The sequence below is a fragment of the Haladaptatus sp. CMAA 1909 genome (assembly GCF_043952005.1).
Classification (GTDB): domain Archaea; phylum Halobacteriota; class Halobacteria; order Halobacteriales; family Haladaptataceae; genus Haladaptatus.
In genome coordinates, this window is sequence record NZ_JBIOAV010000002.1 from 309,459 (window position 1) to 333,368 (window position 23,910).

Sequence of the window (23,910 nt, forward strand, 5' to 3'; positions counted from 1 at the left end):
TCGGTTTGTGCGGCAACGAGTATGCTGTCACCGCTTGGATGGCGAGGAACGGATATTGAGCAGGAATTAGGACGGTATACCGAATCGAGTTTGGCGTCGTTCGGTTAAGGAGCGGCAGAAATGTCGAATGGGGATAGCTTACGATTGGTCGTTAATTTTCTTCTTGGAGTTGATCAACAAGCTCATCCATTCGCTCGACGAACGCTTCTGTTCGAGCACGAAGTGCACTCAAATCGAGATCAAGTGGTTCGTAGCCGTAGTCGGCTTGCTCACGGTAGTCCCATAGTTCAGACAGAAATCGCCCGTCGTCTCGTGGAACATTCCCTTCGAGGACGACCTCTTTGCCAAAGAGCGTTGAAACACCACGGTGAGAGGTGGGGTCGAAGCCTTTTGCGTAGAGGACTGCTTGCGCCGCATGAAAACACGCATAGTACAGCCGATTTACGACGGCTGTATCCGATCCGCGTCCTTCCTGGAGAATTTTTGCGTCGGCAAGAGCTGTTTGGGCTTGTTCGAGTTCTTCGCCGACGTACTCATCCTCAGGCATACGAACGTCCTTCGGAGAGTACACGCTTGATGAATGGATGATTCTTCCGTTCGGCAAATCGTACTGTCGTTTGGACGTGGACGGATACAACTACGGAGTAGTCGAGTTGCACGTCGTACGCGAGATCCCGGAGGTCGTCGACAATTGACTCGTCAGTAACAATCACGAAGATATCGACATCGGAGTCAATTCCACGGGTTTCTCCGCGGACAGTGCTGCCGAAGACGATGAGATCCTCAATCCGATCGCCGAACTCGTCGTGAGCAGCTGCTGCAAACGCCTCTGCAGCTTGCTCATGCGGTGACGGATCTACATCGGTCATATATCTAGCTACGTGGGCGAGACATGCTAAATGTTCGCCTCTTTGCGGCCGGGAACCATGATTTGTGAGGAACAAATCGCCGATAGCGTGTCGGTGCGACCGATAGAAGCGGATGAACAGATGTCACTCTCTGCGCTTGCGACTCGGGTTTTCGAATGGGTAGAGGTTCAACTCAGAACACGTCGATATATACTCACCCCGTGCGCGACTGACGCCTAATGTGAGTCGCGGATTACACCGTTGTAATAGAGGGGGATCGCGAGAGCGACCCCCTCCATTTCGCAGAAATAACGCAGAAATAGACGCACTCCACCGTAACCAACCGACTACTACCACCATGTTTCACCGGCAATGCGGTGTGAATCTCGTGTGGTGGCTTAGTTCGAGAGGGGGTTCTGCGAACCCCCGTGATTACAACGCTATAATTAGCGTCCTCCGTTCTCTCCCGCGTTGGCTTCGTGGGCTCGCATCCATCCGGCTACGTCGGGATGCGCGAACGTGATCTCGATGTGATGTCCACCGACGCCCATCGCGTCGTCTACATACAGCGTCCGTGACTCTTTGTAGGTTACGCCGGGCACACGTTCGGCCATCTCTTCCATGACGCGATAGACGTCGTTCTTGTACGCACAGCCATAGTGGGTCGCGACCTCCCGATAGCCTAACCGTGCAACCATTGCATCATTCGTCTTGGCGACGTTCTTCGCGTGCTCAAGCACATCGAGGTACTTGTCTTCAACCTGCTGACTCTCGGCGCGCTTTTCACGGAAGTTGAGCAGTTCTGTGTTCTGTTCCGATCGTTGGACTGTCTCGAAGAGCTGGCGACCTGCATTCGATGTTTCCAGTAGTTCGTGATGTCAGTAGTCCCCTGAATCGAAGCGACGTGGTGAGCGCTACCTCCATATGCAACGAGAGCAGCAGTTTCAACTTCTGCATACTCTGCAAAGACGGTATGTACGTGCCGTGATGCTACTACTAGTTTAGGATGTTCGCTGTCGTATAGAGGGTCAAAATGACTACTAGTACCACCGAACGATCGGCTCAGACCGACACGCGAATGACAGCTGTCGTGGCCACGAAATACGGATCCCCAGATGTTCTCCACGTTACAGAGCTTTCAAAACCGACACCCAAGAATAACGAAGTACTGATCCGGATCATTGCAACGACGATTGGACCGTCGGATTCTGCCTTTCGCCAAGGCAAGCCGTTTGTCGTGCGATTTTTTAGCGGCCTCAGGAAGCCGAATTCCATTCTGGGAGATGTGTTAGCCGGAGAAATTGAGGCAGTGGGTAGCGACGTCACACGATTTGCCGAAGGCGATCGGGTGTTTGGAACCGCTGCTCCCGATGGTGGCGCGCATGCTGAGTACATTTGTCTCCCCGAAGACGGCGCACTAGCAGTAACACCGTCGAATATGAGCGATGGCGAAGCTGCCGCTATTTGTGATGGAGCACTCACGGCGATGGGATTCCTTCGAGATACAGCAGATATTCAGCGTGGTCAGTCAATCCTCATCAACGGCGCGTCCGGATCGATCGGAACCTTTGCTGTTCAGCTTGCCAAGTACTTCGGGACAGAGGTCACTGGTGTCTGCAGTACAACAAACATTGACCTAGTAAAATCGCTCGGTGCCGATACGATCATCGACTATACCCAAGCGGATTTCACCACACTCGGCAAGAAATATGATCTCATATTCGATGCCGTGGGCAAGAGTTCGTATTCGCGGTGCAAAGACTCGCTTACCCGAGACGGGGTGTACATGACGACAATTCCGTCACCGGTAATCCTATTGCAGATAGGATGGACAAAACTATTCGGCAGTAAGAAGGCTGTCTTCAGTGCCACCGGGTTGAAATCATCTGAAGAAAAGGCCGCTCACCTCCGGTTCCTGAGGAAACTCATCGAGGCAGGAGAACTCCACTCGGTGATTGACAGACAGTATCCACTGAACGAGATTGCCGAGGCTCACAGGTATGTCGATACAGGGCACAAAAAAGGAAACGTTGTCATCACGGTCGAGAAGGAGGAAGCGTTGTAACCCGGCTTTCGGTGCCTCGGCATTCCAATCTACGCTTTGCACTGTCCTTAATTTGCTACCGATTGCTGCTCTTGCTGGTTAGTTTGTAGTCGATTTCCTCGATACTTGCTCGCCAGTAGGCTACGTCTCTATTCGGTAAGTTCCATTCCACCTCGGCGTCAACCGGGATACGTAGCCCGTTTCGAACCTGATAATTGTCAAAGTATCCAGTCGAAGAAGGAGGACTACACGCAGTCGACACGGAGTGTGGCGGCATTGGAGCGTGCGGCGGATTTGGGGTTGGGGCGTGCGCCTGGTCAGTTGGTTCGTGCTGCGGCAAGTGTGTTATCACCGTTTGGGTGGCGTGAATCGGATATCGAAGAGGAACTGGAGCAGTATAGCGAATCTAGCTTGGCGTCATCCGGGTAATGTTCAATCTAAGTGTTGTGCGTTCTTTGCGTGCGCGTGGCAATCAGGGCCAACGTGTTTGCATATTGTAAAGAACGGTTGTTCTGTTGTTAGGATACTGCCTATGATGTTACGTTGTATCTCTTTATTATTATATCTCTAAAGGGATCACCTGTTCCGAGATGGTGTGATTTAGTTGGACACAAAACAATAATATTGATTCCCTTCTAACTGAGTTCTATGGACGATAAGGATCTTCGAATTCTCAAAGCGATCGGGATACTCGAATCGGGGAGCCCTGACAAAATAGCCGACGAGACTAGAATTCCGAAATCAACCGTTCACTATCGTCTCGAGAAGTTACAAGAGGAGGGGATCATCAAGAACGAAATCTTCGATATCGACTTTGAACAGGCAGGATTAAATCTCACCCTCATCACGGAAGTCTGGGCCGAATACGACTCTGGGTACCACAGACAAGTCGGTGACAAACTCGGTAACGTAAATGGCGTTAACCAAGTGTATTTCACCCTCGGTGACACTGACTTCATTCTGGTTTCGCACCTTGCATCTCGTGGAATGGTCGAAGATCTCATCTCGGAATTCGAAGAAGTAGACGAAATCTCGAGGACGAGTTCGAAGTTCGTTATCACGACAATCAAGGACGAGTCAAACCCACTCAACGACTACGACATAGAGAGCCTAAAAGACGCGCTTCTTCCGGACCTCTCATAACGAGGACGTACCTCAAAGGCCACTGAAGAAAGCTGAATTCGACGGGACGCTACTCGTCTAAGTCGGGAACGCTCATGTGGGCATCTGCTTCCCTTTGCGTAGGAAGCCCCCCAGCGATCGTGAGTAGAACAGCGCCGAGTAGACACCATATGGCTACAATAGCCCATTCATAGGGCCACGTGAGTGCCGAGGGTGACCCAGGAAGGTAGAGACCGATAAAGAAGACGGTCAACACCAAACCCAGTCCACCGGCAACGTATCCACCTGGGAGCTTGAAGGGTCTGTCGAGTTCGGGGTCGCGATATCGAAGGATCAGGAAGGAGACGACGACGAGGAACCACGCCGTTACCATCCCGAGCCCACCCGCGTTCACGATCCACACCAGCATCTGCTCGCCGAACAGCGGTGCGAGTGCAGCGAGCACTCCGACGAGAACGATTGCCGTCGATGGGGTGCTGTGTTCGGAGTGGATCGTCCCAAGAGATTCAGGCAACATGTTCGACTCGGCGAGCGCATAAATCGCTCTGCTAGCACCGAGCACGAAGCCGTTCCAACTCGTGAGGATACCAGCAAGACCGGCGAGTGCCATGATCCGTCCGATGATTTTGCTGTTGAAGGCGATTTCCATCGCGGTTGCAGCAGGGAGTGAGCTCTCGACGAGCGTCGTCCCTGAAGCAACCTGTCCTGCTGCCCAAATCACTGCAATGTAGAACGTGGCTGCACAGGCTACAGAGAGGACGATAAGTCCCCCGAGCGTTTTCGGGGAAACGTCGGCTTCGCCCGCCGCCTGCGGGATCACGTCGAATCCAACGAACATGAATGGCGTCATTATTGCCACGGTAAACACGCCCTCAAGTCCGGCATTTGCGAAGGGTGGTGACGATGGTGAGCCCCCGTTGAACAGCGCTCCGAGTAAGAGCGTTACACCGGAAAGCGTAATTATGAGCGCGAGAATCGCTTGGAACTGCGCCGCTGGGCGGACGCCCCGATAGTTGAGGTAAGTAACGACTATCGAGCCAACAACCCCCGTGAGAACCCATGTTGCGTAGACGGGTTGACCAGCGACCGTCCACAGTTGGAAGACATTGAACCCGGGGACGATGTACGCAAGTGCGCTCGGGAGTGCAACTGCTTCGAATGCGACGACGCTAACGTAGCCGAAAATAATCGCCCACGTGCAGGCAAACGAGCCTGCTGGTCCTAAGGCACGCATGCTATAGGCGTGTTCTCCGCCGACAACAGGCATCGCCGATGCGAGTTCTCCATAGATGAGTGAAACGACACCCACCATGAACCCGCCAAGAACGAATGCCGATATCGCTCCATTGACACCGCTTTTGTCGATGAAATAGCCTGTCTGAACGATCCAACCCCATCCGATCATTGCGCCAAGTGCGAGTACGAACACATCGCGTTTCGAGAGGACGCGTGAAAGTTCATTTGTCATGGTTATGTGCGACACTCTCATAGTCAAACTTTCCCACTATATATCTTTCTGTGTTCAATTTTCGTTCAAATTCATAAACACAGTCCAATATTATTTCCTTCTAGGGAACCTTAGTCAACTGAACCTCTCGATGTCTGTGGATTTTCTCTCGATGCAGTGGACTAAAACAGGCGATTGGAAGAACGGATTTCAATACCTAGACGCTGTCTGACGCCTTGTCGACCCAGATCGTTTTTTTCGTGACGAATTCCTGGATTCCATGGTGGGAGAGTTCTGTTCCGTAGCCCGAAGCTTTCGTACCACTGAATGGAACTCGTGGATCCGATGCGACGACTTGGTTGACAAAGACGTTGCCAGCGGTGATCTTCTGGGTGAGTGCTTCGCCGCGCTCGGTATCTCTCGTCCAGATACTTGCACCGAGTCCGTATGGGGTATCGTTCGCCACACGAATTGCCTCCTGTTCGGTTTCGACTTTGAGGACGGTGGCAACCGGGCCGAACAGTTCCTCGGTCACTGCTGGTGAATCATCCGGAACATCGGTGAGGATCGTTGGTGGATAATAGTAACCGGGCTGATCGAGCGGTTTACCTCCGAGGTGAAGTGTTGCACCAGACTCGACGGACTGTGTAACTTGTTCATGGAGCGACTCTAACAGATCCGCTCGTGCTTGAGGCCCGATATCAGTTTGCGCTTTCGATGGATCTCCAACCGTAAGTGTTCTCATCTCCTCGGTAAACCGTTCGAGGAACTCATCGTAGACTGCTTCGTGTACCAGAAACCGTTTGGCAGCAATACAGGACTGTCCATTGTTCTGTGTTCGAGCTTTGGTCCCTTGTTTGGCAGCACGTTCAATCGGCGCGTCATCGAGCACGATGAATGGGTCGCTCCCCCCGAGTTCGAGTACGGTCGGTTTGAGTTCGTGGCCGCTCGTCTCCGCAACCGCCCGCCCCGCCCGCGTACTGCCTGTCAGGCTCACCCCCTTGATTCGGTCGTCTTCGATGAGAGTCGACACTCGTTCGGCAGGAATTTGAAGAGAAGTGAAAACACCGCTGGGGTATCCAGCACGTTCGAAGACTGATTCGATGGCTTGTGCACAGCCAAAGACGTTCGGTGCATGTTTGAGTACTGCAACATTTCCTGCAGTGATGTGGGGCGCAGCGAACCTTAACACCTGCCAAAATGGATAGTTCCACGGCATTACTGCGAGGACTGGCCCGATCGGCTCATACGAAACGTACGTTTTTGAGCCTGGGACGGTACCGATCTGATCGTTCTGCAGGAACTCTGCAGCGTGTTCAGCGTAATACTCACAGACCCACGCACACTTTTTGACCTCGGCAACTGCCTGTTCGATGGGTTTCCCCATTTCGGTGGTCATCCGAGTCGCGTACTCGTCGGCGTTCTCGCGCAGCACGTCAGCCACATCCGCCAGCAGCGCTTCGCGACGTTCTATCGGCTTGGTCTGCCACGATTCGAATTCCTTCCACGCCTTGTCCAATCGGGCGCTGACCGTTGGCCCGTCGTGTTCGTCGTACGTTTCGATGATATCTTCGGTTGCTGGGTTGATCGATCTCATTTTCGTCTGATTGGGGTGGACGGGCTGTGACTCCCGTATAGCCCAACGGTCTCGCCACCTACTGATAAGTGTTCCACTTTTCGGAGAATAGTGAAACTGAATTCCATCTTTGATCAAATTTTGGGACTTGGTCTGGTTTAGAATCGCAGTGAGAATTGTCGAGGATACCAATTGATTCGTTCTGCTTTATTCCAGATTCGAAGATTCGCAGCACTATTTGCCTATTGTTTATGGACCAGTAATAGCTGTGATTTCTGGACTGTATCTCATTAGGAATAATTTATTAGGATTCAGTCTCGATTATCATATAATGCAGAAACAGAAGACAAATCGGTCGATCGAATCGTCTTACGACGACCACGTCATGCCCATCTGGAAGTCGCTGAACGTCCCGGTCAAGCGAGCATCTGGCTGTACCCTCGAAGACTTCGATGGGAACGAGTATCTCGACGTGTTTTCGGGTATCTCGGTGACAAACGTCGGCCATGGAAACGAAGTTGTCGTCGAGGCTGCGAAAACCCAGCTTGAAGAGTTTATCCACGGTTGTTCGTACGTACACCCGAATGAACCGGTCGCTGACCTCGCCGAAACGATCGCTGACATCACACCGGGGGACTTGGAGAAGAGCTTCTTCTGTAACTCCGGGACGGAAGCAGTCGAAGGAGCGATCAAACTCGCGCGAAAGTACACCGGTTCCAAGGAGATCATCGCACTCGAGATGGGGTTCCATGGGCGCACGCTTGGAAGCCTTGCACTCACGGGAAACAAGGCGTACAAACAGGATATGGCCCCAACGATCAACGATGTCTCTCATACTGCGCCACCGTACGCGTACCGATGTCCCCGTTGTAACGGCGCCCAGTGTGACGCTAGCTGTGCCGACCAGCTCGAACGAGTAATTGGTTCACACACGAGCGGCGACCTTGCGGCAGTTGTCGTCGAACCTGTTATGGGTGAAGCCGGTATTATCGTTCCCTCGGATGCATGGCTCAAACGTGTCCAAGAGATCGCTCACGACCACGGTGCACTTCTCATTGCAGATGAGGTCCAGACCGGCTACGGGCGTACCGGAAAATTATTTGCAAGCAATCATTTCGATATCGAGCCGGATATCTTGACACAGGCGAAAGGAATCGCAAACGGACTCCCACTTGGTGCGTTTACCGCATCGAAAGAGGTTGCAGACGCATTCGAGGCTGGTGACCATCTTTCGACATTCGGCGGTAACCCTGTCGCATGCGCAGCCGCGCTGGCTACTATCGATGAACTGCAGGACGGCATCATTACGAAAGCACACCAAAACGGCGAGTGGCTCGCATCGAAGCTTGAAACGCTCGAAGCTGACTACGATGTGGTTGGTGAAACGCGTGGTCTCGGGTTGATGCAGGGCATCGAACTCGTCGAACCCGGGACGATGGGGCCGCAGAATATCGCCCCTCGGCCGGACAGTGAACTTGCTTCCGCTACTAGTGAATTCCTTCGGGAAGAGTCGAATGTCGTTATGGGTGTCGGTGGATATTACAAAAACGTCATGCGTTTTCAGCCACCGCTGACAATTTCGCGCGATCAACTTGGAGACGCAGTCGAAGCGCTTCGAAAGGCACTTGAAAACGTTGCCTGAAATCAACGGTGATACATTCAACAACCCAATAGTTGTTGGCCACTTATCGAGTGAGGGCAGCGGCAGATGGGCAATCGCGTCTGGATGACTCCGATCGAAGACGAAGAACAGACATCGCAGTCCGAGCTTGTGTCGGAGATTTCCGAGCAGGTAGAGATTCGGCTCGAACACGAAGCCCACTCCGACTGGATTGCGTTTGTTCCCCTACGTGACTCGGATGCTGGTGCCTTGACGAAGTACTTTGCAGAAGTTGAGACTGGCACGCTCAATGCATGAGCACGAGCGGGCAGAATCAGCTGCCGCATCGTTTGCTGGTTTTGTGATTGATAGAACGCGCGTCAACAGGGACGGACAGTCACTTAAGACGCTACGACTTCGTACGCGAGTGCCAAAACAGCCATCAAAACAAGTGTAGCAAGTACGTTTCCAGCAAGACCGGCCCCAAGATATTCTGACACGGCAATTCCGATAACGACAGACACGGTTGCCACCGTCCATGCTACCCTTGACGGAAGACGCCCTGTTGTGGTGTCTGCGTTCATGTTGTCAATAACTCAACCACCGTACAATAACTTTCCATGCTGGCCCTTCGAACTTGTCAATTACACCGTTGTAATAGAGGGGGATCGCGAATGCGACCCCCTCCGTTCCGCAGAAACAGACGCACTCCACCGTAACCAACACACTAGTACCACCATGTTTCACCGGCAATGCGGTGTGAATCTCGTGTGGTGGCTTAGTTCGAGAGGGGGTTCTGCGAACCCCCGTGATTACAACGCTCTAATCAGCGCCCTCCGTTCTCCGCATTCGCTTCGTGGGCACGCATCCACCCGGCAAGGTCGGGATGGGCGAACGTGATCTCGATGTGGTGACCACCGACACCCATCGCATCGTCCACCGACAGCGTTCGCGATTCTTTGTAGGTTACGCCGGGCACACGTTCGGCCATCTCCTCCATCACCCGATAGCCATCGTTCTTGTACGCACAGCCGTAGTGGGTCGCGACTTCGCGATATCCGAGTTGTGCGACCATCACCTCGTTCGTCTTGGCGACGTTCTTCACATGCGCAAGGACGTCGAGGTACTTATCTTCGACTTGCTGATTCTCGGCGCGCTTCTCGCGGAAGTTCACGAGTTCGGTGTTCGAAGATAGAGGGATTGAAAAATAACCTGCTATTTGCTACCTGATCTCTTTATTCGATTGAACGAACAACTAATGGGCCAACCTGGGAATTGCGTGGCTGTATCACTGGTTGGGTCTTCGTCTCGTGGCCAACACTCTATGAGACACTGATTCTCGGAGTGATCGACTCGAACGAGTCCATACCCTTCACGTTTCAAATCTCGATCCCTGATTGCTTGTCCACGCTCATGTCGGTTGTCACGATACGTATTGAAGTCGATTTTAGGGTTAGCGACGGCTAAGACGCGTACTTTGTTACCAAAAATATCTGTAAAGTCGCCAGTATTTGGCTGGTTTCTTCCGTTTCGGAGCGACCATTTCGGATTGAACCACCGCTGGTAAATTGCTGCACAGGCAGGAGCACTGAACTCCAGCATCCCATCTATATGGCGATCGACTCCATGGCGAACGAGTGAAGCAAGGTGACGATCACCAGAGAGAACCAATGCACCTGCCTTTTGTAAAATATTTACGGCATCATCTCGCTGGCGTGGCGGATATCCATTTGAATCCAAATCTATCGCCGGAAGACCGTCGGGGGTGGTCTCAACGCATCCATAGAGACTTTGGCTTAGACAGATTGGCACTGCGTTGTCGTCGAGTTTTGCTATCCATTCGTGTAAAAATTGCTTTTGACGCTCACCGAGAAGAACACCATCGAAATCTAACTGCTTGAGAACATTTCCCTTCGGTGGATTGGTCTTGAACTTTCGATCTTCGACGAGAGCAAAATCCACCCCGCCATATAGGAATGAGGTGTAGTAGACATCGATTCCTCGTTTGACTGGAGTTGGATCGAATGGATCAGGATTATGGTTGCACTGTGTTCGCTGAACAAGGTTGATGAAGTCTCCTTTCCCAACGTACCCTCCTTTACGAGCGTTATTTTGAGGAGCTTGTTTTCCTCTTTCCCCCCACAGATTTTGTTGATAAACGTCGTGATCATCAACTAACACTACGGATGGAATATCCCGAACGAGATCTCGAAATGCCCATATCCAGAGATACCACTTGTATAAGTAATCTAACGTTGGATTCTCTTTACCGGTTACTTCTGTGGGGTTGTCTTGGTAAATTTGGTCACCGGAAAACACTAAAAAGTCCGCGTTCTGTGACTGAGCGTTTTGAACTAGCTGATTGTACGGGAAATAGATATATTCGTTCGTGTATCGTCCCACTTGGTCGGCAAAGAAATCCCTATTCTTCCGGTGAACTTCCAACCCTTGAGCGGTAGGTGCAGCACAGCTGAACAACCCGATTCTGAAGTCGTCTGCGTTCGGACCGGGATCCTTTTGGATCCGACCAGAGAATGTCGATGCTGTATCTTTGTCTGGTTCATAGACTATTCGATATTCCCATTCATGTGACGAATCCCAGTTGTCTATACGGAACAGCGCCGTGTATCCTGATTGTAATTCCGTGTTCGCGCTCCGCATCCACTTTTGATCCGTGCTAATAGGCCGGTATTCCAGGAAAAGATCAAAATCATGGCCACTCCCGATGGGTAAAAATTGTGCTGAAAGTCGTAGTACCTTCTGTTCACTATCGACGGAATACTGAGTTCCAGCGATCGGACCGAATGATCGATCTGGGTAGGCAGCAACCTTTTCACCACCGGTCTGCAGATCTTGGAACCACCAGCGGGTACCTGATTGATTCGGTTCTGGCGAGGAAACGAGGGAGATACCCCCGAGAAGGCGAGAATCAGGTACATGGTGCATAATCGCCTTTCCGAGGAACGCTTCGGTGAACGCATCGTGGGCGATGAGTTGGACTGTAAAAAAGCCGGACTCTTCGGGTATTATATCGAGGGACAATTGGATCTCATCGTGGGATCCGACCACTATAGGCGACGACTCTGAATATTCTTTTGTTGTTTGTAATTCGGCGAATTCAAGGGGTTTCGATTCGTTTGTATGCTCTCGGAAACTAAGCTTACCAGATCGATCTAGCGTACAAAGAATGCCACCACCAACTCCGGATCCGTGCTGGGCCAACGCTGCAGCTCGGTAGTCCAACTGCCCATTTCCGATACCCAGTAAGAATCCACAAAACCCCTTTTGATTCTCATTCCCGGCGATACCAATTGTAGCCTGAATATGACCAGGGAGGTGTCCTGCGACGATCTCCCGAGTGAGTACGTTTACAGTTCGGATTTCGTACCCCTTTTTTCCGCACAAACATTCGACACGACCATCATGAAGTCTCCAATCTTGAAGGCGATTAGCCCAAAACGAAGGTCCAATCCATTGTCTGGTCGCGTCTCGAGGAAGAGACCCAACAGGATATAATCGTGACTTGCGAAGCGTATCCCACGAAACGGGACTTTCTATTTTTGAAGACCTGCCAGAAAGGCTCGTCATCCCTGCCCCAATGGCCATCGATGATTTCAAAATACTCCGTCGGTTCAGCAGCTTTCCGTCACTGTTTTCCGGTGATTCTCTATTCTTACTCATGAGCGAACCCCATACTCCATCACCCTCAGATATGCATATCTGATCTCCCAAGGGCTATTCGCCAAAGATGAATCAATGGTGTTTTACAAAAGTGTTATTGCCCATTCTGTTCTCGATCTTATGTGAAAGTAGAACAGGTCGCTTTCCAAGAGTGAAAATCCCTTGAGCGAGGATTTTCCATAAAAGAAACGGCACATTAAGGGGAGGACAAGACCGTTACTACCGATAGTACCAAGTACATAGCAATATTGAACAGTAGCACACTCGGGTGGGGAAGGTGAAACTATGGAGTCATACAACCTCGGCTAAATCAGGAGTTTTACTCATAATAGTCGGAACAGTAATACTTGGAATAACGCTTGGTGTGAGCTGGGCGACCGCTCCGGACACGACTAAAATTTCACAAACTACCAATACAAGTGTTCTTGTCGGTGTCCAGGGACCTGGTTGGGGTGGAAGCGTTACAGCGCTTGAGAATAACGGAAATAGGCGATGGAGTGTCGGAAACGCCATTAGTTATCAAGGTGTTTCATATCTGAAAAACGGATCTGTATTAGCGACTTTTGCCGATGGACCTTACCAGCAGTGTGGTCAATTTGACTCCCCGTGTAAACGGACGGGTGTTCGATTCATTGATCCAAAGTCAGGAAAGAAAATCGATGACCAGTGGAGCTACCCGGTGCGGACTCGAAAAGACAGTGAAGTACACGATGCTGAAATGCTTCCGTCCGGCGAATTGCTGGTAGCCGATATGGAGTACGAGAGTATTTATAGCTATAATCTATCCACAGGAAAACAAACCTGGGTCTGGAATGCGAGTCAGTATTATACTGCACCACCAGATCCAACGACAACTGACTGGCTTCATATCAACGATGTTGATCGTATTGGACCTGGCCGATACCTCGTCTCGGTGCGAAACACGAATCAGCTGATTATCATAGAACGAGGGAAGGGGGTTGTCGAAGTAATCAACAAGAATCGAGATCCGACAGTACTCAATAAGCAACACAATCCCCATTGGCTTGGGGACGGAGCTGTTCTCGTTGCTGACTCGGAAAACAACCGAGTTGTTGAACTTCATCGTAATGAATCAACGGGCCAATGGGAGGAAGTGTGGGAAGTCTACGAGGCGAGTGGAATCAGCCTCGATTGGCCACGAGACGCTGACCGGTTGCCGAACGGGAACACGTTGATTACTGACAGCCGAAACAATCGTGTAGTCGAAATTGCCCGAAATGGAAGTGTCGTCAGTAGCTATCAGGTCCCTGCATTACCATATGAAGCTGATCGTGTTCCATACGATGAATCATTCGGTCAGCCGTATCAGTTCGGAGACACGGGTAGCGTGTTCGGCGATCATAGCACCAATATCCCAATTCTCTCTCCTTTACTTACTGGTGTTCAACATGTGATTCCAACTCCGTTTTGGGTCACAGAAGTGCACATATTCTCCGCACTTCTAGCGATCACCTTCTGGGTACTGGGTGGAATATTGATAGTTAAATCGTGGTGGTCGTCACTGTCACATCTAACCCGCCATAATTAATGGAGCTTTCTGCAAAGGATATCTCATCGTCGGAGTTTGCAGGACTGAAACGCCGCAAGCGTCGGCTGTCCCGGTTCAACAATCGATATCAGCGAATTGCTTTGATACTGCTAGTAACGTCCCACCAAAACATGAGTTGCTCGTATTACCTCTCTGTAATGTGAGTGGGTGACTTGAACGATCCTCACGGCTGAATACGATTGCAGTCGATTGGACATGTGAATAAGCAATGAATCCTGATCGAAGACAGTTCTTACAAGGAGTTGTCGGTAGTGGAGTAGGTGTTTTGACTTCTTTCCGACTGATCGGTTCTACTTCTGGTCAGAATTCATACGATTCTCAGATCTCTCCATCGTCAGAAGGTCAAACTACGGAGTCATTTCCCACATCACTTGGCCTCCACACAGTAGTCACCGGTATGCAAACGCCACTAGATATAGCATTTGCACCTGATGCCAATCGCCGCTATATCGCTGATCAGGTCGGTGTTGTCTATACTCACGAGGTGAATGGTCTCCGTGAAGAACCGTTTCTGGATCTGCAAGATGAGATCGTCTATGGAACGGAAAGAGGAGTATTGGGTATCACTCTACACCCAAACTTTGCCACTGATCGTCGAGTATTTATTCGATATAGTGCTCCTCGACGACCCGGGACTCCCGCAGATTATAGCCATACATTCGTTCTTGCAGAATTCAGGGCCTCTAAGGATGGGACACATGTGCTCCGTGGTTCTGAACGAACGATCCTAGAAATCCCGGAACCAAATCATCACCACAATGGCGGGGGGATCAAGTTTGGACCTGACGGATATCTTTATGTCTCCGTTGGCGATGGTGGGGGAAACGGTGGTGGTTCAGGCAGCAAGAGCAACGGACAGGACGTGAACCATAACCTCCTTGGAAGCATTCTTCGTCTCGATATCGATCGACAGGAAGACGGACGGAACTACGCGATCCCCGATGACAACCCTCTCGTTGGCGAGAGTGGACTTGATGAACACTATGCTTGGGGGTTTCGAAATCCGTGGCGAATGTCCTTTGACGGGACTGATCTCTTCGTCGGAGACGTTGGAGATACACGCTATGAAGAAGTGGACTTGGTCAAGAAGGGTGGAAACTACGGATGGAAAATCAAGGAGGGAAATCATTGCATCGGTGCTGCCAGTTGTCCAGATGCGGTAACGACGGGAAATGGCACGGCCGAACCCCTCATTGATCCTATTATTGAATACCCGCACTCTACTGCACCTATCAGTGGTGTTTCGGTGATTGGAGGATATGTATATCGTGGTTCAGCACTGCCGAAATTGAATGGGGTCTATGTCTTTGGTGATTTGGTGCCAAATGGTCGCCTATTTGTCGCGACGCCATCCGAAAATGGCCGACAATGGACTCCACAAGTACTCGAAATTGCCAACACTGACAGGTCAAAACTGGACCAACTATTTTCATTCTCTATGGATGATCGCGGAGAGATGTATGCTCTTGGGTTCGGAAACGATGATGGTGGTCTCTATCGCCTTATTCCTGCTGATTAGTCAGACACCTCTTTACTACTTTTACTAGTGATCCTCTCGCGTTGAGGGAATAACCTCGGTGATGGAGAGGCGACAGTCGCTATTTTCTGTTGACGGTGTAGAGAGGGAATTCATTCGAGCAGTGAATGAGTATCGTTATCTGCGCGCAATGATGCCTGTGCTGACTGTTCGTGATATTGGTAGCGAATGAGTTGCTCACTGACGCGGAGGACTCTAAGTAGGTGGCTAGTCTATCTTCCATGCCTCGTGACCACGCCATCGAATTCACAATTGATTTCGTTCAGGTATTAGCATCGACGAGTCGGTAGATAGCGACCTCAAACCGGATCTCGATGATGTCTATTCCGTACTGTCGCCAGCCACCGGTGGAATGATAAAGTCTCTATCGATCGAAGAGTGGGTATGCTCCTAATTGGTACGAACGATGGAGTTTATTGAGCTCCAATAGACGAACTCGACAACAGCACACATGTCCTCGAGAGTGAGCACGTCCTTCGAATTCACCAATTTGATGAAGCGGTCTATGCAGCCACACGCTCGGGGCTGTTCCGATCAATAGACGCAGGAGAGACATGGACCAACCTCAGTGTCCCTCGGCGTGAGGTCTACTCTGTCCTCCGAAGTCCATCTGGTGACCGACAGAATATCCAATCTCCTTGCATCGAAGAGTGGAATCTATACCACTTTGTCTCCATCGACCACGTAACTACGGAACTGATGGTCTGCATGTGTCCAAATCACGTCTGCCCAAGTTCACGCATTGAATATTTGTATCTATATCCAGTATTAGCTATACGTATCCACTCATGTGACGTCGTGAGGAACAGGAACTCCGGGCCAATCTCAACGATCTCAAATGAGCATACTTGACGATAAAAACGTACGAACTGCTCTCATCATCGGAGTAGCACTCATTATCACACCAACAATAACTATCGTTGCTGCTCTGTGTCTTGCGATTTTATTTGACAACCCTCCACTAACTGGTTCCGAGCTCTTATTCTTTGAAATAGAAGTCTGGTTAGTGCTAATTGGTGTTGTTGCGGTTAGTCTCTTCATCTACTACCGAATACAATGACGATGGGCTCCATCGATCTCGTAATATGATCGAAATCACACCAAGTTCTCGATGAATACTCTTCATAGCTACTCACTATCTATGCATCCCCTCGATTTGAGAGCATTTTCATGACCGGTGTGGCAGTGATTCCATGAACGATAATAGAAACTAGAACAACAAATCCGATAAGGGCCCAGAGGAGGCGTGACGCCGGAAACTGCGCTTCATTCAAATCATACGAAAGATAGTAGAATGATCCGACACCGCGAATACCAAAGAACGCGATCGTAGCACGCTGGTCACTCTCGATTGAAGCTCCAATAAGGCCGATGAATCCTGCAACTGGTCGCAGGATAAAAATGATTACCAACCCTACGATGACCGTTTCCCACGCGAGTGGATTAAGGAGCCCAGTGACAAGTGTTCCGCCGAAAAGAACGAGCAGGAGAGCCATTGCCAACCGTTCTGTCATTTCCGAAAAATCATGAAGGGCTTGATTGTACTCGTGGGACCGCTCTTGATGTCTGATTACTAACGCAGCGACGAAGACCGCGATGAAACCATATCCTTGGAGAAGTTCTGTCAAACCATATACCAACAAAGTCCCGCCAAGTGCTTCAGCTCCTTCTACTGCTTGGGCAAGTCGTGTCGTGGGTGAAAAGCGAAACAGTAGTTCTGCGAGCAAGTATCCAAGGAAGAGCCCGGCGAGCGTACCTATTATTATTTTATATCCAACATACGTGAGAATCCATTTTCCAAACCAATCAGTACCAGCGATTCCGGATCCAGCGATGAGGATAGCGGCGTACGTGAATGGAAACGCTAATCCATCATTGAGACCGGCTTCCGATGTGAGAGCGAATCGGACTTCATGTTCGTGTTCTCGCCCGCTGTATTGATCGTCTACAACATTCTCACCTTCGCCTGGTGGCCCAACTTGAACATCCGAAGCTAACACGGGATCTGTCGGTGCGACGACGGCCCCAAGAAGAACGGCAGTCGCTGGAACGATTCCAAGTGCCCACCATCCAAGAAAAACTGCACCACCAATCGTGAGCGGCATCGTCACGGCTAACAAGCGCCACGTTGTTGACCAGGTTTGAAATGAAAACGGTCGGTCCAGTTTGAGCCCTGCTCCCATCAAGGAAACAATTACGATGAATTCAGTGACCTTCTCAGCGATGGCTCCATTTGCTATTGGATCCGGATTTGGAAGTCCAAGTGGAAGCGAGAACGCCACTGCTCCGATTACGAGATACAAGAGAGGAATCGAAACGGCACGATCGGCGAGCAACTCTGGCAAAATCGAAGCAGCAAGAATAACGAAGCCAGCCAATACTACACCTACAACGTAGATTTCCACCATTACTTTTTGACAGCTACGACCCGTCAAAATCAATGTGGCAGTCCATCCCTTCGACCGACACTAAAGGGGGAGTCGTTCAGCGATCCGTCTAAAAGCGCCAGCACGCTGTGACTGGTATGGATAGACGCTCACTACAGTGCAACCAATGTCACTATACGAATGATGCGTGTGGCGCTGCAGTAACTGTTTACTCCCGCCTTGGCGAATTACAAGGTCAACCTCGACAGGCTTGCTACCACCATCAGTTCGGAATAGGTGCGTACGAACTGGTCTCGAGAGGAGATTCCCGATCTCCGTTTGGTACTCTTGAACCGTATCTCGACGCTGGTCCGACCGATTTTCAGCTATCGGAAAGTGAAGGGTAACAGTGCCCCCCGTTTCGCCAGCGATTGTATTAGCGACACCAACCGAAATGGGGTTATATGGAGTTCCATCGCTTGCGAGGAGAATCGACCGGGGTCGGTCATATCCTCTATTTTCGACCAACAGAACATCGCATGGAGCATGCCGAACAACCCAGTCGATGGGATCACCAAGAAACCGAGAGCGGAGCCGAAGACGCTCATGTTCGGTGATGATGGTGTTCACATCGTGATGGGTGGCATAATTGACGATCGCATGTTTCGTGTCATGGCTGACAATTTCACCGTATTCAACATCTACGTCGAACCCAGCAGCAAGTTCGGTGGATTGTTCCTCAAATCGGATATCGGCAGCAGATTGAACCTCGGCCGCATAGTCAAGCGGCGCTTGATCTGGAACTTCGTCAAACCGAATGATGAGTATTCGCCCATCGTGTGGTCGAACGAGATCGGCAGCTAACCATAACAGGGCGTGTTCTCGATCACTACTCGTCTCTCGTGTAAGTGCAACTAACACTTGATCTGAACTCTTATCTCCGGAACCTGTTTGCTCGGGGCCATCGCCCTCTACGAGGCTCTCAGTTTCCTCAAGGATTTCATCACCAATTCGACGGCGAATTACGTCCATGGCGGCACCCTCACGCTGGACACGTGGTCGGGCGTATCCGATGTACCAGATAGCACTGCAAAGAGTGATGCTGATTGCTCCAAGAAGGGGTACGAACCCCATCTGTGTGAGCAACACGATTCCGCTAAGAACACCGAATCCCTGTATCCATGGATATAGTGGCGACCGAAACACTGGCGAATATTCGATTTCACTCTCTCGAAATGCGATAACGGCGAGATTCACTAGAATGAACACCAGAATCTGGAATGCACTCGCAAGTTTGGCTATCTCGAGGATCGGAACGAAGGCGATAAGGACGAGAATCACAACTCCTGTTAGTGTAATCGCTCGAACTGGGGTGCCGAATCGGTCGCTAACGGTCGTAAACGATGAGGGAATTAGCTGGTCACGGCTCATCGCAAACGGATATCTGGACGACGAGAGGACACCGGCGTTGGCTGTTGACACGAGTGCTAGTACTGCCGCGACGACAACTACAAGCACTCCAACAGTTCCAATGGTTGCCTCGGCAGCAACAGCCACTGGGGTTAGTGACCCGGCCACGGCTCCTGCTTCCGTTACCCCGACGATCACCGCAACGATAGCGACATACAACAAGGTCGTAAAGGTGAGAGAGCCCAGAATTCCAAGTGGAATATTTTTACCGGGGTTCTTGACTTCCTCGGCAACACTCGCAATCTTTGTAACGCCCGCATAGGAAACGAAGACAAGGCCAGTCGCTGCAAGCAACCCTTCCCACCCACCAATAAAGAATGGAGTATAGTGGCTTTGTTGAACACTCCCTACACTGCCCGCCACAAACCACCCCAATGCGGCGAGCATTATCACCACGATTGCAACTTGGAGCCTTCCTGTCTGTTTCGCTCCAATCAGGTTCACGAGGACGAGAAATGCCGCAAGACCGAGCGCGACCGGTTTCACGGGGAGATCGAACAACAACACCAAGTATGGAACTCCACCAACGAGAGCGAGTGCACTTTTGAATGCGAGAGAAAACCATGTTCCCATTCCAGCGACTGTTCCAAGCAGTGGTCCCATTCCCCGTTCAATGTAGATGTACGTCCCACCTGCCTCTGGCATCGCGGTTGCCATTTCGGATTTAGAGAGTGCAGCGGGAACGACCAACAATCCCGCAAGCAAATATGCCGCAATTACAGCGGGTCCAGCGATTTTTAGTGCTAACGCCGGGAGGATAAAGATGCCACTCCCGATCATCGCTCCCACACTGATGGCGAACACTGCACCGAGGCCGAGATCTCGTTCGAGCTTCTTCATGATCGGATTGGGATGGGTCGATCTGATACACTTGGTCTCGTTCGAATGATGGTGAACGCAGATGTAGCGCGCATCTTACCACCGATCAATGATTGTCTGGCTAATGGTTGCCGGACCATCGACAACTTCGATACCAAGATCGGTAAACGCAATTGTCCGACGCGGATCATTTACGCGGGCAATGATACGATCGACGTCAAACCGAGTTCGAACTAATTGTGCGAGGAAAAGGTTCATGCTGTCCTCCGGGCCAACCGCTAGAACGGTTGTTTCTTCATTGATATTTGCGTCAATTAGTGCGTTTGCGTCGAGTGATGCCACTTCGTGAACTTGCAGGCCGGGAGGCGGATCGACCGGTGGTGAGGGATCAACGAGTGTTACTGGCACACCAATTGCGGATAGCCTAGTTGCGACAGAATGTCCAACGTGACCTTCACTGACGATGCATGCCTTTCGACCTCTTATCGGGGGTCCAGTAGTTGCCCCAGTGTAGTTTTGTGTACTCATGATATCATCTCTCCCGTAGTACTACCCTTGCTCCCCCACGGGTGGTACCTATCCGCCAGTAGTAGTCGTGACAGCATAAAACAACCGGTTATTTTGACAGAGCGCCAAAATTGACGCCCTAATTTTCCCAGATCGTTTTAACCTAGTATCTCAAAGAAGATGTCTTTGGTCACAAAATTCATACTGGGGTAGGTAATGTTATGACACACTGATTTTATATTATTTTAATAAGATAATTGGATGAAAGTCCCGCCTATATCTTGACTGGCTTATTGCGAAAGTAGCTACTCTCACCGAACAATCGTTCGAAATCAGTTTTATAGCTCGGCCGCTCTGCTAGCAATACCGATCAAGTGGCCCATTGGAATTTCAAGGAAGAAAAGCTCAGTTACAAGTCATAAGAGCACTCTATGATTCTTGCTCCTATATCAAAATACTGTAGTTCGGCATCGGATCTTATTGAGATTCAATCTCAGAAGCCTCATCTTGTGTGGACTCTCCTTTCGAATTGAACTTGTGGAATGAATGTGAATACTCAGAGTGAATGAGTTCCTCGTCAACAACAATTAGACCAAGCTCCGCCAGATCCCGACCAATCCCGCTCAGATCGTCTTTGTCCACTCCGATAGCCCCGATATATACGTTCTGTTCACCAGTCATTACCTCCCGAACTTTGACAACACCCGGTATCTTTCTGGCTTTACGAGCTAGTTCCTCACGCTCGGGAATCGGAGCTGTACAAACAAACTGTGAATATAGATTATATCCTGCTTTCTCATAGTCAATGTTGATTTCATACCCACGAATAATACCAGCTTTCTCAAGTAGATTGATCCGGTTACGGACAGTGCTTGACGCGACATCCATTGCCTCGGCAATATCCCCTGATGAGGTATGACGAGAATCCTCCTGTAATGCAAATAAAATGTATTTGTCGAGCGTATCCAGTTCGCCCTTTTTCATGTTGTATATTTTCTTGGGGAGTAGAAAGAAGCTTTTGATGAGATTCCACTTTCTCCTGAGCTCGCAATATCTCACTTATAGACATTTCTGCAGATGAATCACATGCAATCATATGCAGTAATTTAGGGAATTTCCCCTAAAAAGGAACAAGAACTACCCATCGACTCAGATCCTACTAAGGCGGCACAGAAACGCGCACAGGCCGAACAATTCGCCTTCGACGTCGATGCTCCCGAACTCGTCGACATCACCACCGAGAGCCACGAGAACTCCGCAGTCCACCAGTACACCGTCTCAATCGATGACGCGACTGAGGAACTGATGGCCTGCACGTGCCCGCATCACGTCCACCGCTATGCCTCCTGAGATTTAAAACTGGTTGAGTCACTCGAATTCCAGAGAACGATTCAACCGCGTTAATATCGAAAATATTGGCTACCGCTACATTAGAGGATGGAGCGAGGATCTTCATCTTCACTTACGTACACCTCTTCATTGAGAATTGCATGGCAACTTGAATACGGGACAAACCCGATGAACTCGTCATTCTGGGTATAGAGTTCAACACCATTCTCGGTGGTTTCATACCGATTGCAGGTGATCTCACCTTCGGCAAGGATAACTCGGTACATGGCTCTAGTATGTGGATCATTTTTTATCAAGATTGTTGCCGACCCAAATCGTGTCTATCCCCTTGAACATACCAGCTCATAAAGCAGCACAATGCCATGAACTCGCGTTTCCGAGTCCTCTGAGGGGACTGCGACTGTGATGGACTCAGTGGTTTCCCATGCTGGCCATGCGTGCAAACGGGACGAAAAGAGCTGCCGAACTAACCACTGCTTCAGCTGTTTTCTAAAATACCACCGAGTTTTGTAGTGATACTGACCAACAACACGTCCAATACGTTGACTCCACTATCTCTACTGTATGGCACAAAATGACACAGAGATAGCGAAACGACTCGGCATTTACGTGTTCGATGGCGTCGAAGTCGTCGACTTCACCGCTCCCGTCGGCGTTTTTGCCGTTGCCCAGCGAATGGATCCTGAGCTGGACGTCTTTCTGATAGGGGACAGTGCAAGCCTGATTAAGACGACGGCGAACATGCGTGTCACACCACGCTATTCTCTCGATCAGAACCCGACGATGGATGCATTCCTCATTCCGGGTGGGATCGGTACTCGACGGGAGATCCACAACAAGCGCCTCCATGAGTTCATCCAATCTCTTTCGGACGAGACGCTTCTCGTGAGCGTCTGCACCGGCTCATGGATCTATGGCCAAATCGGGCTGCTCGATGACCGGAAAGCTACCAATCGAAAACACGGCGATCCGAGCGAAGAAACAGTCCCTATCGAACGACTCGCCGAAATCGCTCCAGATACCGATATCGATGAGCACCGAGTCGTCGACACTGGTCGAATTATGACTGCAGGGGGCATCTCGTCCGGGATTGAGATGGGCTTTCATCTCCTATCTCGATTCGGATACGACGAGGAGTTCATCACGGAGGTTGCCTACATCATGGAGTACGATCAGCAGTGGGAACTCATGAAAGACGACCTACTCGTGGTTGATGATTCGTAGTCATCGCTTACAAACAGCTGTTCACAGATTCGATTCACCTCTGAACCCGCGTTTCATACTTGTAGAGGTGATGCCGGAAGCTCGAAATTCAAATGCACAAGACAACGCCTACTGCCCTTGTCACCAATCGGTCTACGACCCATTCTGCATCAAAACAAGTCACTCTTCTTTGGGTTGAACTCGAACTTCGAGAACCCCGTTATTGAACCAAGCGTGCCTTACATCAGGCGACTCCCATGGAATCTCGACTCTCCCAACAACGGCATTGTGTCTGGCAATAACGAGTTTATTCGTACTTTGGTCGATACCAACTGAAATATCGTCCTCGGTCGCACTTGGGATGTCAGCGACGATGACTAATATATCATCATCGACGCGGGCGTCAATCCGACATTGTTTCGGTGCAGATATCCGGTCCTGATCGTTCTGTTTACGGTGTTGATCAGCTTCGGTAGGGTATCGTCCTTTCTTACCCTCTTCATTCGTTATCCGGTCAGATGTGTCCTCCGGGGGCGGCAATTCGCTCACATTTACCTCTATTAAACTGCCAAGCAAATCTGATAGCGGTTGTAGCCCCAGATCCAGACGGAATCCATGTGACCGATCCCCCTTTAGCACCTTTACGTCTACCTCGTCGCCTTTATTGTTGTCTTCGCCACTCATGGATTTTCACTGTTATTGAAAAGTCGTCTATTACGCTATGCGATAGCATCCAGCATTAAATAAAGCCATTGGCTAGGACCTCTACT

At 50.4% G+C, this 23,910-nt stretch carries 22 protein-coding genes; 7 read left to right on the plus strand and 15 right to left on the minus strand.

Annotated elements, in window-relative coordinates; all coding sequences use genetic code 11:
* Positions 1–151 precede the first annotated feature (151 nt).
* From ACGYLY_RS19630 to ACGYLY_RS19640, 3 genes are all read right to left on the minus strand, one after another.
* Complete coding sequence (locus ACGYLY_RS19630) at positions 152–547, minus strand: HEPN domain-containing protein (protein WP_395284837.1); 396 nt, start codon at positions 545–547, stop codon at positions 152–154.
* A complete protein-coding gene (locus ACGYLY_RS19635) occupies positions 540–869 on the minus strand; it encodes a nucleotidyltransferase domain-containing protein (protein WP_395284836.1) in 330 nt (109 codons plus the stop codon). The genes ACGYLY_RS19630 and ACGYLY_RS19635 overlap by 8 nt, the downstream gene beginning before the upstream one ends.
* Positions 870–1,294: 425 nt before the next feature.
* Entirely contained in the window at positions 1,295–1,546 is a 252-nt protein-coding gene (locus ACGYLY_RS19640; protein ID WP_395284835.1) for a hypothetical protein, read from the minus strand.
* A gap of 380 nt (positions 1,547–1,926) precedes the next feature.
* On the opposite strand from ACGYLY_RS19640, the gene ACGYLY_RS19645 reads away from it, so the two are divergent.
* Entirely contained in the window at positions 1,927–2,913 is a 987-nt protein-coding gene (locus ACGYLY_RS19645; protein WP_395284834.1) for an NAD(P)-dependent alcohol dehydrogenase, read from the plus strand.
* Between the two features lie 55 nt (positions 2,914–2,968).
* On the opposite strand, the gene ACGYLY_RS19650 is transcribed toward ACGYLY_RS19645, so the two are convergent.
* Positions 2,969–3,169: a DUF6920 family protein gene (locus ACGYLY_RS19650; RefSeq protein ID WP_395284833.1), complete on the minus strand. Its 201-nt coding sequence runs from the start codon at positions 3,167–3,169 to the stop codon at positions 2,969–2,971.
* 371 nt (positions 3,170–3,540) lie between these two features.
* On the opposite strand from ACGYLY_RS19650, the gene ACGYLY_RS19655 reads away from it, so the two are divergent.
* The gene (locus ACGYLY_RS19655) at positions 3,541–4,035 is read left to right on the plus strand and encodes an Lrp/AsnC family transcriptional regulator (RefSeq protein WP_395284832.1); all 495 of its coding nucleotides are present in this window, start codon (positions 3,541–3,543) and stop codon (positions 4,033–4,035) included.
* Positions 4,036–4,084: 49 nt separating this feature from the next.
* On the opposite strand, the gene ACGYLY_RS19660 is transcribed toward ACGYLY_RS19655, so the two are convergent.
* The gene (locus ACGYLY_RS19660) at positions 4,085–5,497 is read right to left on the minus strand and encodes an APC family permease (protein WP_395284936.1); all 1,413 of its coding nucleotides are present in this window, start codon (positions 5,495–5,497) and stop codon (positions 4,085–4,087) included.
* Positions 5,498–5,678: 181 nt separating this feature from the next.
* Positions 5,679–7,097 carry an NAD-dependent succinate-semialdehyde dehydrogenase gene (locus ACGYLY_RS19665; RefSeq protein ID WP_395284935.1) on the minus strand — a complete coding sequence of 473 codons (1,419 nt, stop codon included), beginning with the start codon at positions 7,095–7,097 and terminating at the stop codon, positions 5,679–5,681.
* A gap of 271 nt (positions 7,098–7,368) precedes the next feature.
* On the opposite strand from ACGYLY_RS19665, the gene ACGYLY_RS19670 reads away from it, so the two are divergent.
* Positions 7,369–8,679 (plus strand): aspartate aminotransferase family protein, encoded by a 1,311-nt coding sequence (locus ACGYLY_RS19670; RefSeq protein ID WP_395284831.1) that lies wholly within the window; start codon positions 7,369–7,371, stop codon positions 8,677–8,679.
* Between the two features lie 84 nt (positions 8,680–8,763).
* Positions 8,764–8,955, plus strand: coding sequence for a hypothetical protein (locus ACGYLY_RS19675; RefSeq protein ID WP_395284943.1), 192 nt, complete (start codon positions 8,764–8,766; stop codon positions 8,953–8,955).
* Between the two features lie 83 nt (positions 8,956–9,038).
* On the opposite strand, the gene ACGYLY_RS19680 is transcribed toward ACGYLY_RS19675, so the two are convergent.
* The 3 genes from ACGYLY_RS19680 to ACGYLY_RS19690 all read right to left on the minus strand — a co-directional run bounded on the left by ACGYLY_RS19680 (position 9,039) and on the right by ACGYLY_RS19690 (position 12,318).
* On the minus strand, positions 9,039–9,221 hold the full coding sequence (locus tag ACGYLY_RS19680) for a hypothetical protein (protein ID WP_395291269.1): 183 nt from the start codon (positions 9,219–9,221) through the stop codon (positions 9,039–9,041).
* A 242-nt stretch (positions 9,222–9,463) separates the two neighbouring features.
* The gene (locus ACGYLY_RS19685) at positions 9,464–9,811 is read right to left on the minus strand and encodes a hypothetical protein (RefSeq protein WP_395284830.1); all 348 of its coding nucleotides are present in this window, start codon (positions 9,809–9,811) and stop codon (positions 9,464–9,466) included.
* Positions 9,812–9,852: 41 nt separating this feature from the next.
* On the minus strand, positions 9,853–12,318 hold the full coding sequence (locus ACGYLY_RS19690) for an alkaline phosphatase D family protein (protein WP_395284829.1): 2,466 nt from the start codon (positions 12,316–12,318) through the stop codon (positions 9,853–9,855).
* Positions 12,319–12,682: 364 nt separating this feature from the next.
* Between ACGYLY_RS19690 and ACGYLY_RS19695 the strand changes: the two genes are divergently transcribed.
* Positions 12,683–13,867: a hypothetical protein gene (locus ACGYLY_RS19695; RefSeq protein ID WP_395284828.1), complete on the plus strand. Its 1,185-nt coding sequence runs from the start codon at positions 12,683–12,685 to the stop codon at positions 13,865–13,867.
* Positions 13,868–14,096: 229 nt separating this feature from the next.
* Positions 14,097–15,407 carry a PQQ-dependent sugar dehydrogenase gene (locus ACGYLY_RS19700; RefSeq protein WP_395284827.1) on the plus strand — a complete coding sequence of 437 codons (1,311 nt, stop codon included), beginning with the start codon at positions 14,097–14,099 and terminating at the stop codon, positions 15,405–15,407.
* 1,157 nt (positions 15,408–16,564) lie between these two features.
* Here ACGYLY_RS19700 and ACGYLY_RS19705 read toward each other — a convergent pair.
* The 5 genes from ACGYLY_RS19705 to ACGYLY_RS19725 form a co-directional block, all read right to left on the minus strand.
* Positions 16,565–17,833, minus strand: coding sequence for a cation:proton antiporter (locus tag ACGYLY_RS19705; protein ID WP_395284825.1), 1,269 nt, complete (start codon positions 17,831–17,833; stop codon positions 16,565–16,567).
* Between the two features lie 60 nt (positions 17,834–17,893).
* Complete coding sequence (locus ACGYLY_RS19710) at positions 17,894–20,101, minus strand: amino acid permease (protein WP_395284824.1); 2,208 nt, start codon at positions 20,099–20,101, stop codon at positions 17,894–17,896.
* 75 nt (positions 20,102–20,176) lie between these two features.
* Entirely contained in the window at positions 20,177–20,608 is a 432-nt protein-coding gene (locus tag ACGYLY_RS19715; protein WP_395284823.1) for an NAD-binding protein, read from the minus strand.
* 456 nt (positions 20,609–21,064) lie between these two features.
* Positions 21,065–21,571 carry an Lrp/AsnC family transcriptional regulator gene (locus ACGYLY_RS19720; protein ID WP_395284822.1) on the minus strand — a complete coding sequence of 169 codons (507 nt, stop codon included), beginning with the start codon at positions 21,569–21,571 and terminating at the stop codon, positions 21,065–21,067.
* A gap of 446 nt (positions 21,572–22,017) precedes the next feature.
* Positions 22,018–22,203: a hypothetical protein gene (locus tag ACGYLY_RS19725; protein WP_395284821.1), complete on the minus strand. Its 186-nt coding sequence runs from the start codon at positions 22,201–22,203 to the stop codon at positions 22,018–22,020.
* Between the two features lie 298 nt (positions 22,204–22,501).
* Between ACGYLY_RS19725 and ACGYLY_RS19730 the strand changes: the two genes are divergently transcribed.
* A complete protein-coding gene (locus tag ACGYLY_RS19730; protein ID WP_395284820.1) occupies positions 22,502–23,161 on the plus strand; it encodes a DJ-1/PfpI family protein in 660 nt (219 codons plus the stop codon).
* A gap of 159 nt (positions 23,162–23,320) precedes the next feature.
* On the opposite strand, the gene gvpH is transcribed toward ACGYLY_RS19730, so the two are convergent.
* Positions 23,321–23,824, minus strand: coding sequence for a gas vesicle protein GvpH (gvpH, locus tag ACGYLY_RS19735; RefSeq protein WP_395284819.1), 504 nt, complete (start codon positions 23,822–23,824; stop codon positions 23,321–23,323).
* Between the last annotated feature and the right edge of the window lie 86 nt (positions 23,825–23,910).

What these genes read in the sequence shown, in the direction of transcription:
- ACGYLY_RS19630 (WP_395284837.1), bottom strand. Translation starts at nt 547, where the DNA reads ATGCCTGAGGATGAGTACGTCGGCGAAGAACTCGAACAAGCCCAAACA.
- ACGYLY_RS19635 (WP_395284836.1), bottom strand. Translation starts at nt 869, where the DNA reads ATGACCGATGTAGATCCGTCACCGCATGAGCAAGCTGCAGAGGCGTTT.
- ACGYLY_RS19640 (WP_395284835.1), bottom strand. Translation starts at nt 1,546, where the DNA reads ATGGTTGCACGGTTAGGCTATCGGGAGGTCGCGACCCACTATGGCTGT.
- ACGYLY_RS19645 (WP_395284834.1), top strand. Translation starts at nt 1,927, where the DNA reads ATGACAGCTGTCGTGGCCACGAAATACGGATCCCCAGATGTTCTCCAC.
- ACGYLY_RS19650 (WP_395284833.1), bottom strand. Translation starts at nt 3,169, where the DNA reads ATGCCGCCACACTCCGTGTCGACTGCGTGTAGTCCTCCTTCTTCGACT.
- ACGYLY_RS19655 (WP_395284832.1), top strand. Translation starts at nt 3,541, where the DNA reads ATGGACGATAAGGATCTTCGAATTCTCAAAGCGATCGGGATACTCGAA.
- ACGYLY_RS19670 (WP_395284831.1), top strand. Translation starts at nt 7,369, where the DNA reads ATGCAGAAACAGAAGACAAATCGGTCGATCGAATCGTCTTACGACGAC.
- ACGYLY_RS19675 (WP_395284943.1), top strand. Translation starts at nt 8,764, where the DNA reads ATGACTCCGATCGAAGACGAAGAACAGACATCGCAGTCCGAGCTTGTG.
- ACGYLY_RS19680 (WP_395291269.1), bottom strand. Translation starts at nt 9,221, where the DNA reads ATGAACGCAGACACCACAACAGGGCGTCTTCCGTCAAGGGTAGCATGG.
- ACGYLY_RS19690 (WP_395284829.1), bottom strand. Translation starts at nt 12,318, where the DNA reads ATGAGTAAGAATAGAGAATCACCGGAAAACAGTGACGGAAAGCTGCTG.
- ACGYLY_RS19700 (WP_395284827.1), top strand. Translation starts at nt 14,097, where the DNA reads ATGAATCCTGATCGAAGACAGTTCTTACAAGGAGTTGTCGGTAGTGGA.
- ACGYLY_RS19705 (WP_395284825.1), bottom strand. Translation starts at nt 17,833, where the DNA reads ATGGTGGAAATCTACGTTGTAGGTGTAGTATTGGCTGGCTTCGTTATT.
- ACGYLY_RS19710 (WP_395284824.1), bottom strand. Translation starts at nt 20,101, where the DNA reads ATGAAGAAGCTCGAACGAGATCTCGGCCTCGGTGCAGTGTTCGCCATC.
- ACGYLY_RS19715 (WP_395284823.1), bottom strand. Translation starts at nt 20,608, where the DNA reads ATGAGTACACAAAACTACACTGGGGCAACTACTGGACCCCCGATAAGA.
- ACGYLY_RS19720 (WP_395284822.1), bottom strand. Translation starts at nt 21,571, where the DNA reads ATGAAAAAGGGCGAACTGGATACGCTCGACAAATACATTTTATTTGCA.
- ACGYLY_RS19725 (WP_395284821.1), bottom strand. Translation starts at nt 22,203, where the DNA reads ATGTACCGAGTTATCCTTGCCGAAGGTGAGATCACCTGCAATCGGTAT.
- ACGYLY_RS19730 (WP_395284820.1), top strand. Translation starts at nt 22,502, where the DNA reads ATGGCACAAAATGACACAGAGATAGCGAAACGACTCGGCATTTACGTG.
- gvpH (WP_395284819.1), bottom strand. Translation starts at nt 23,824, where the DNA reads ATGAGTGGCGAAGACAACAATAAAGGCGACGAGGTAGACGTAAAGGTG.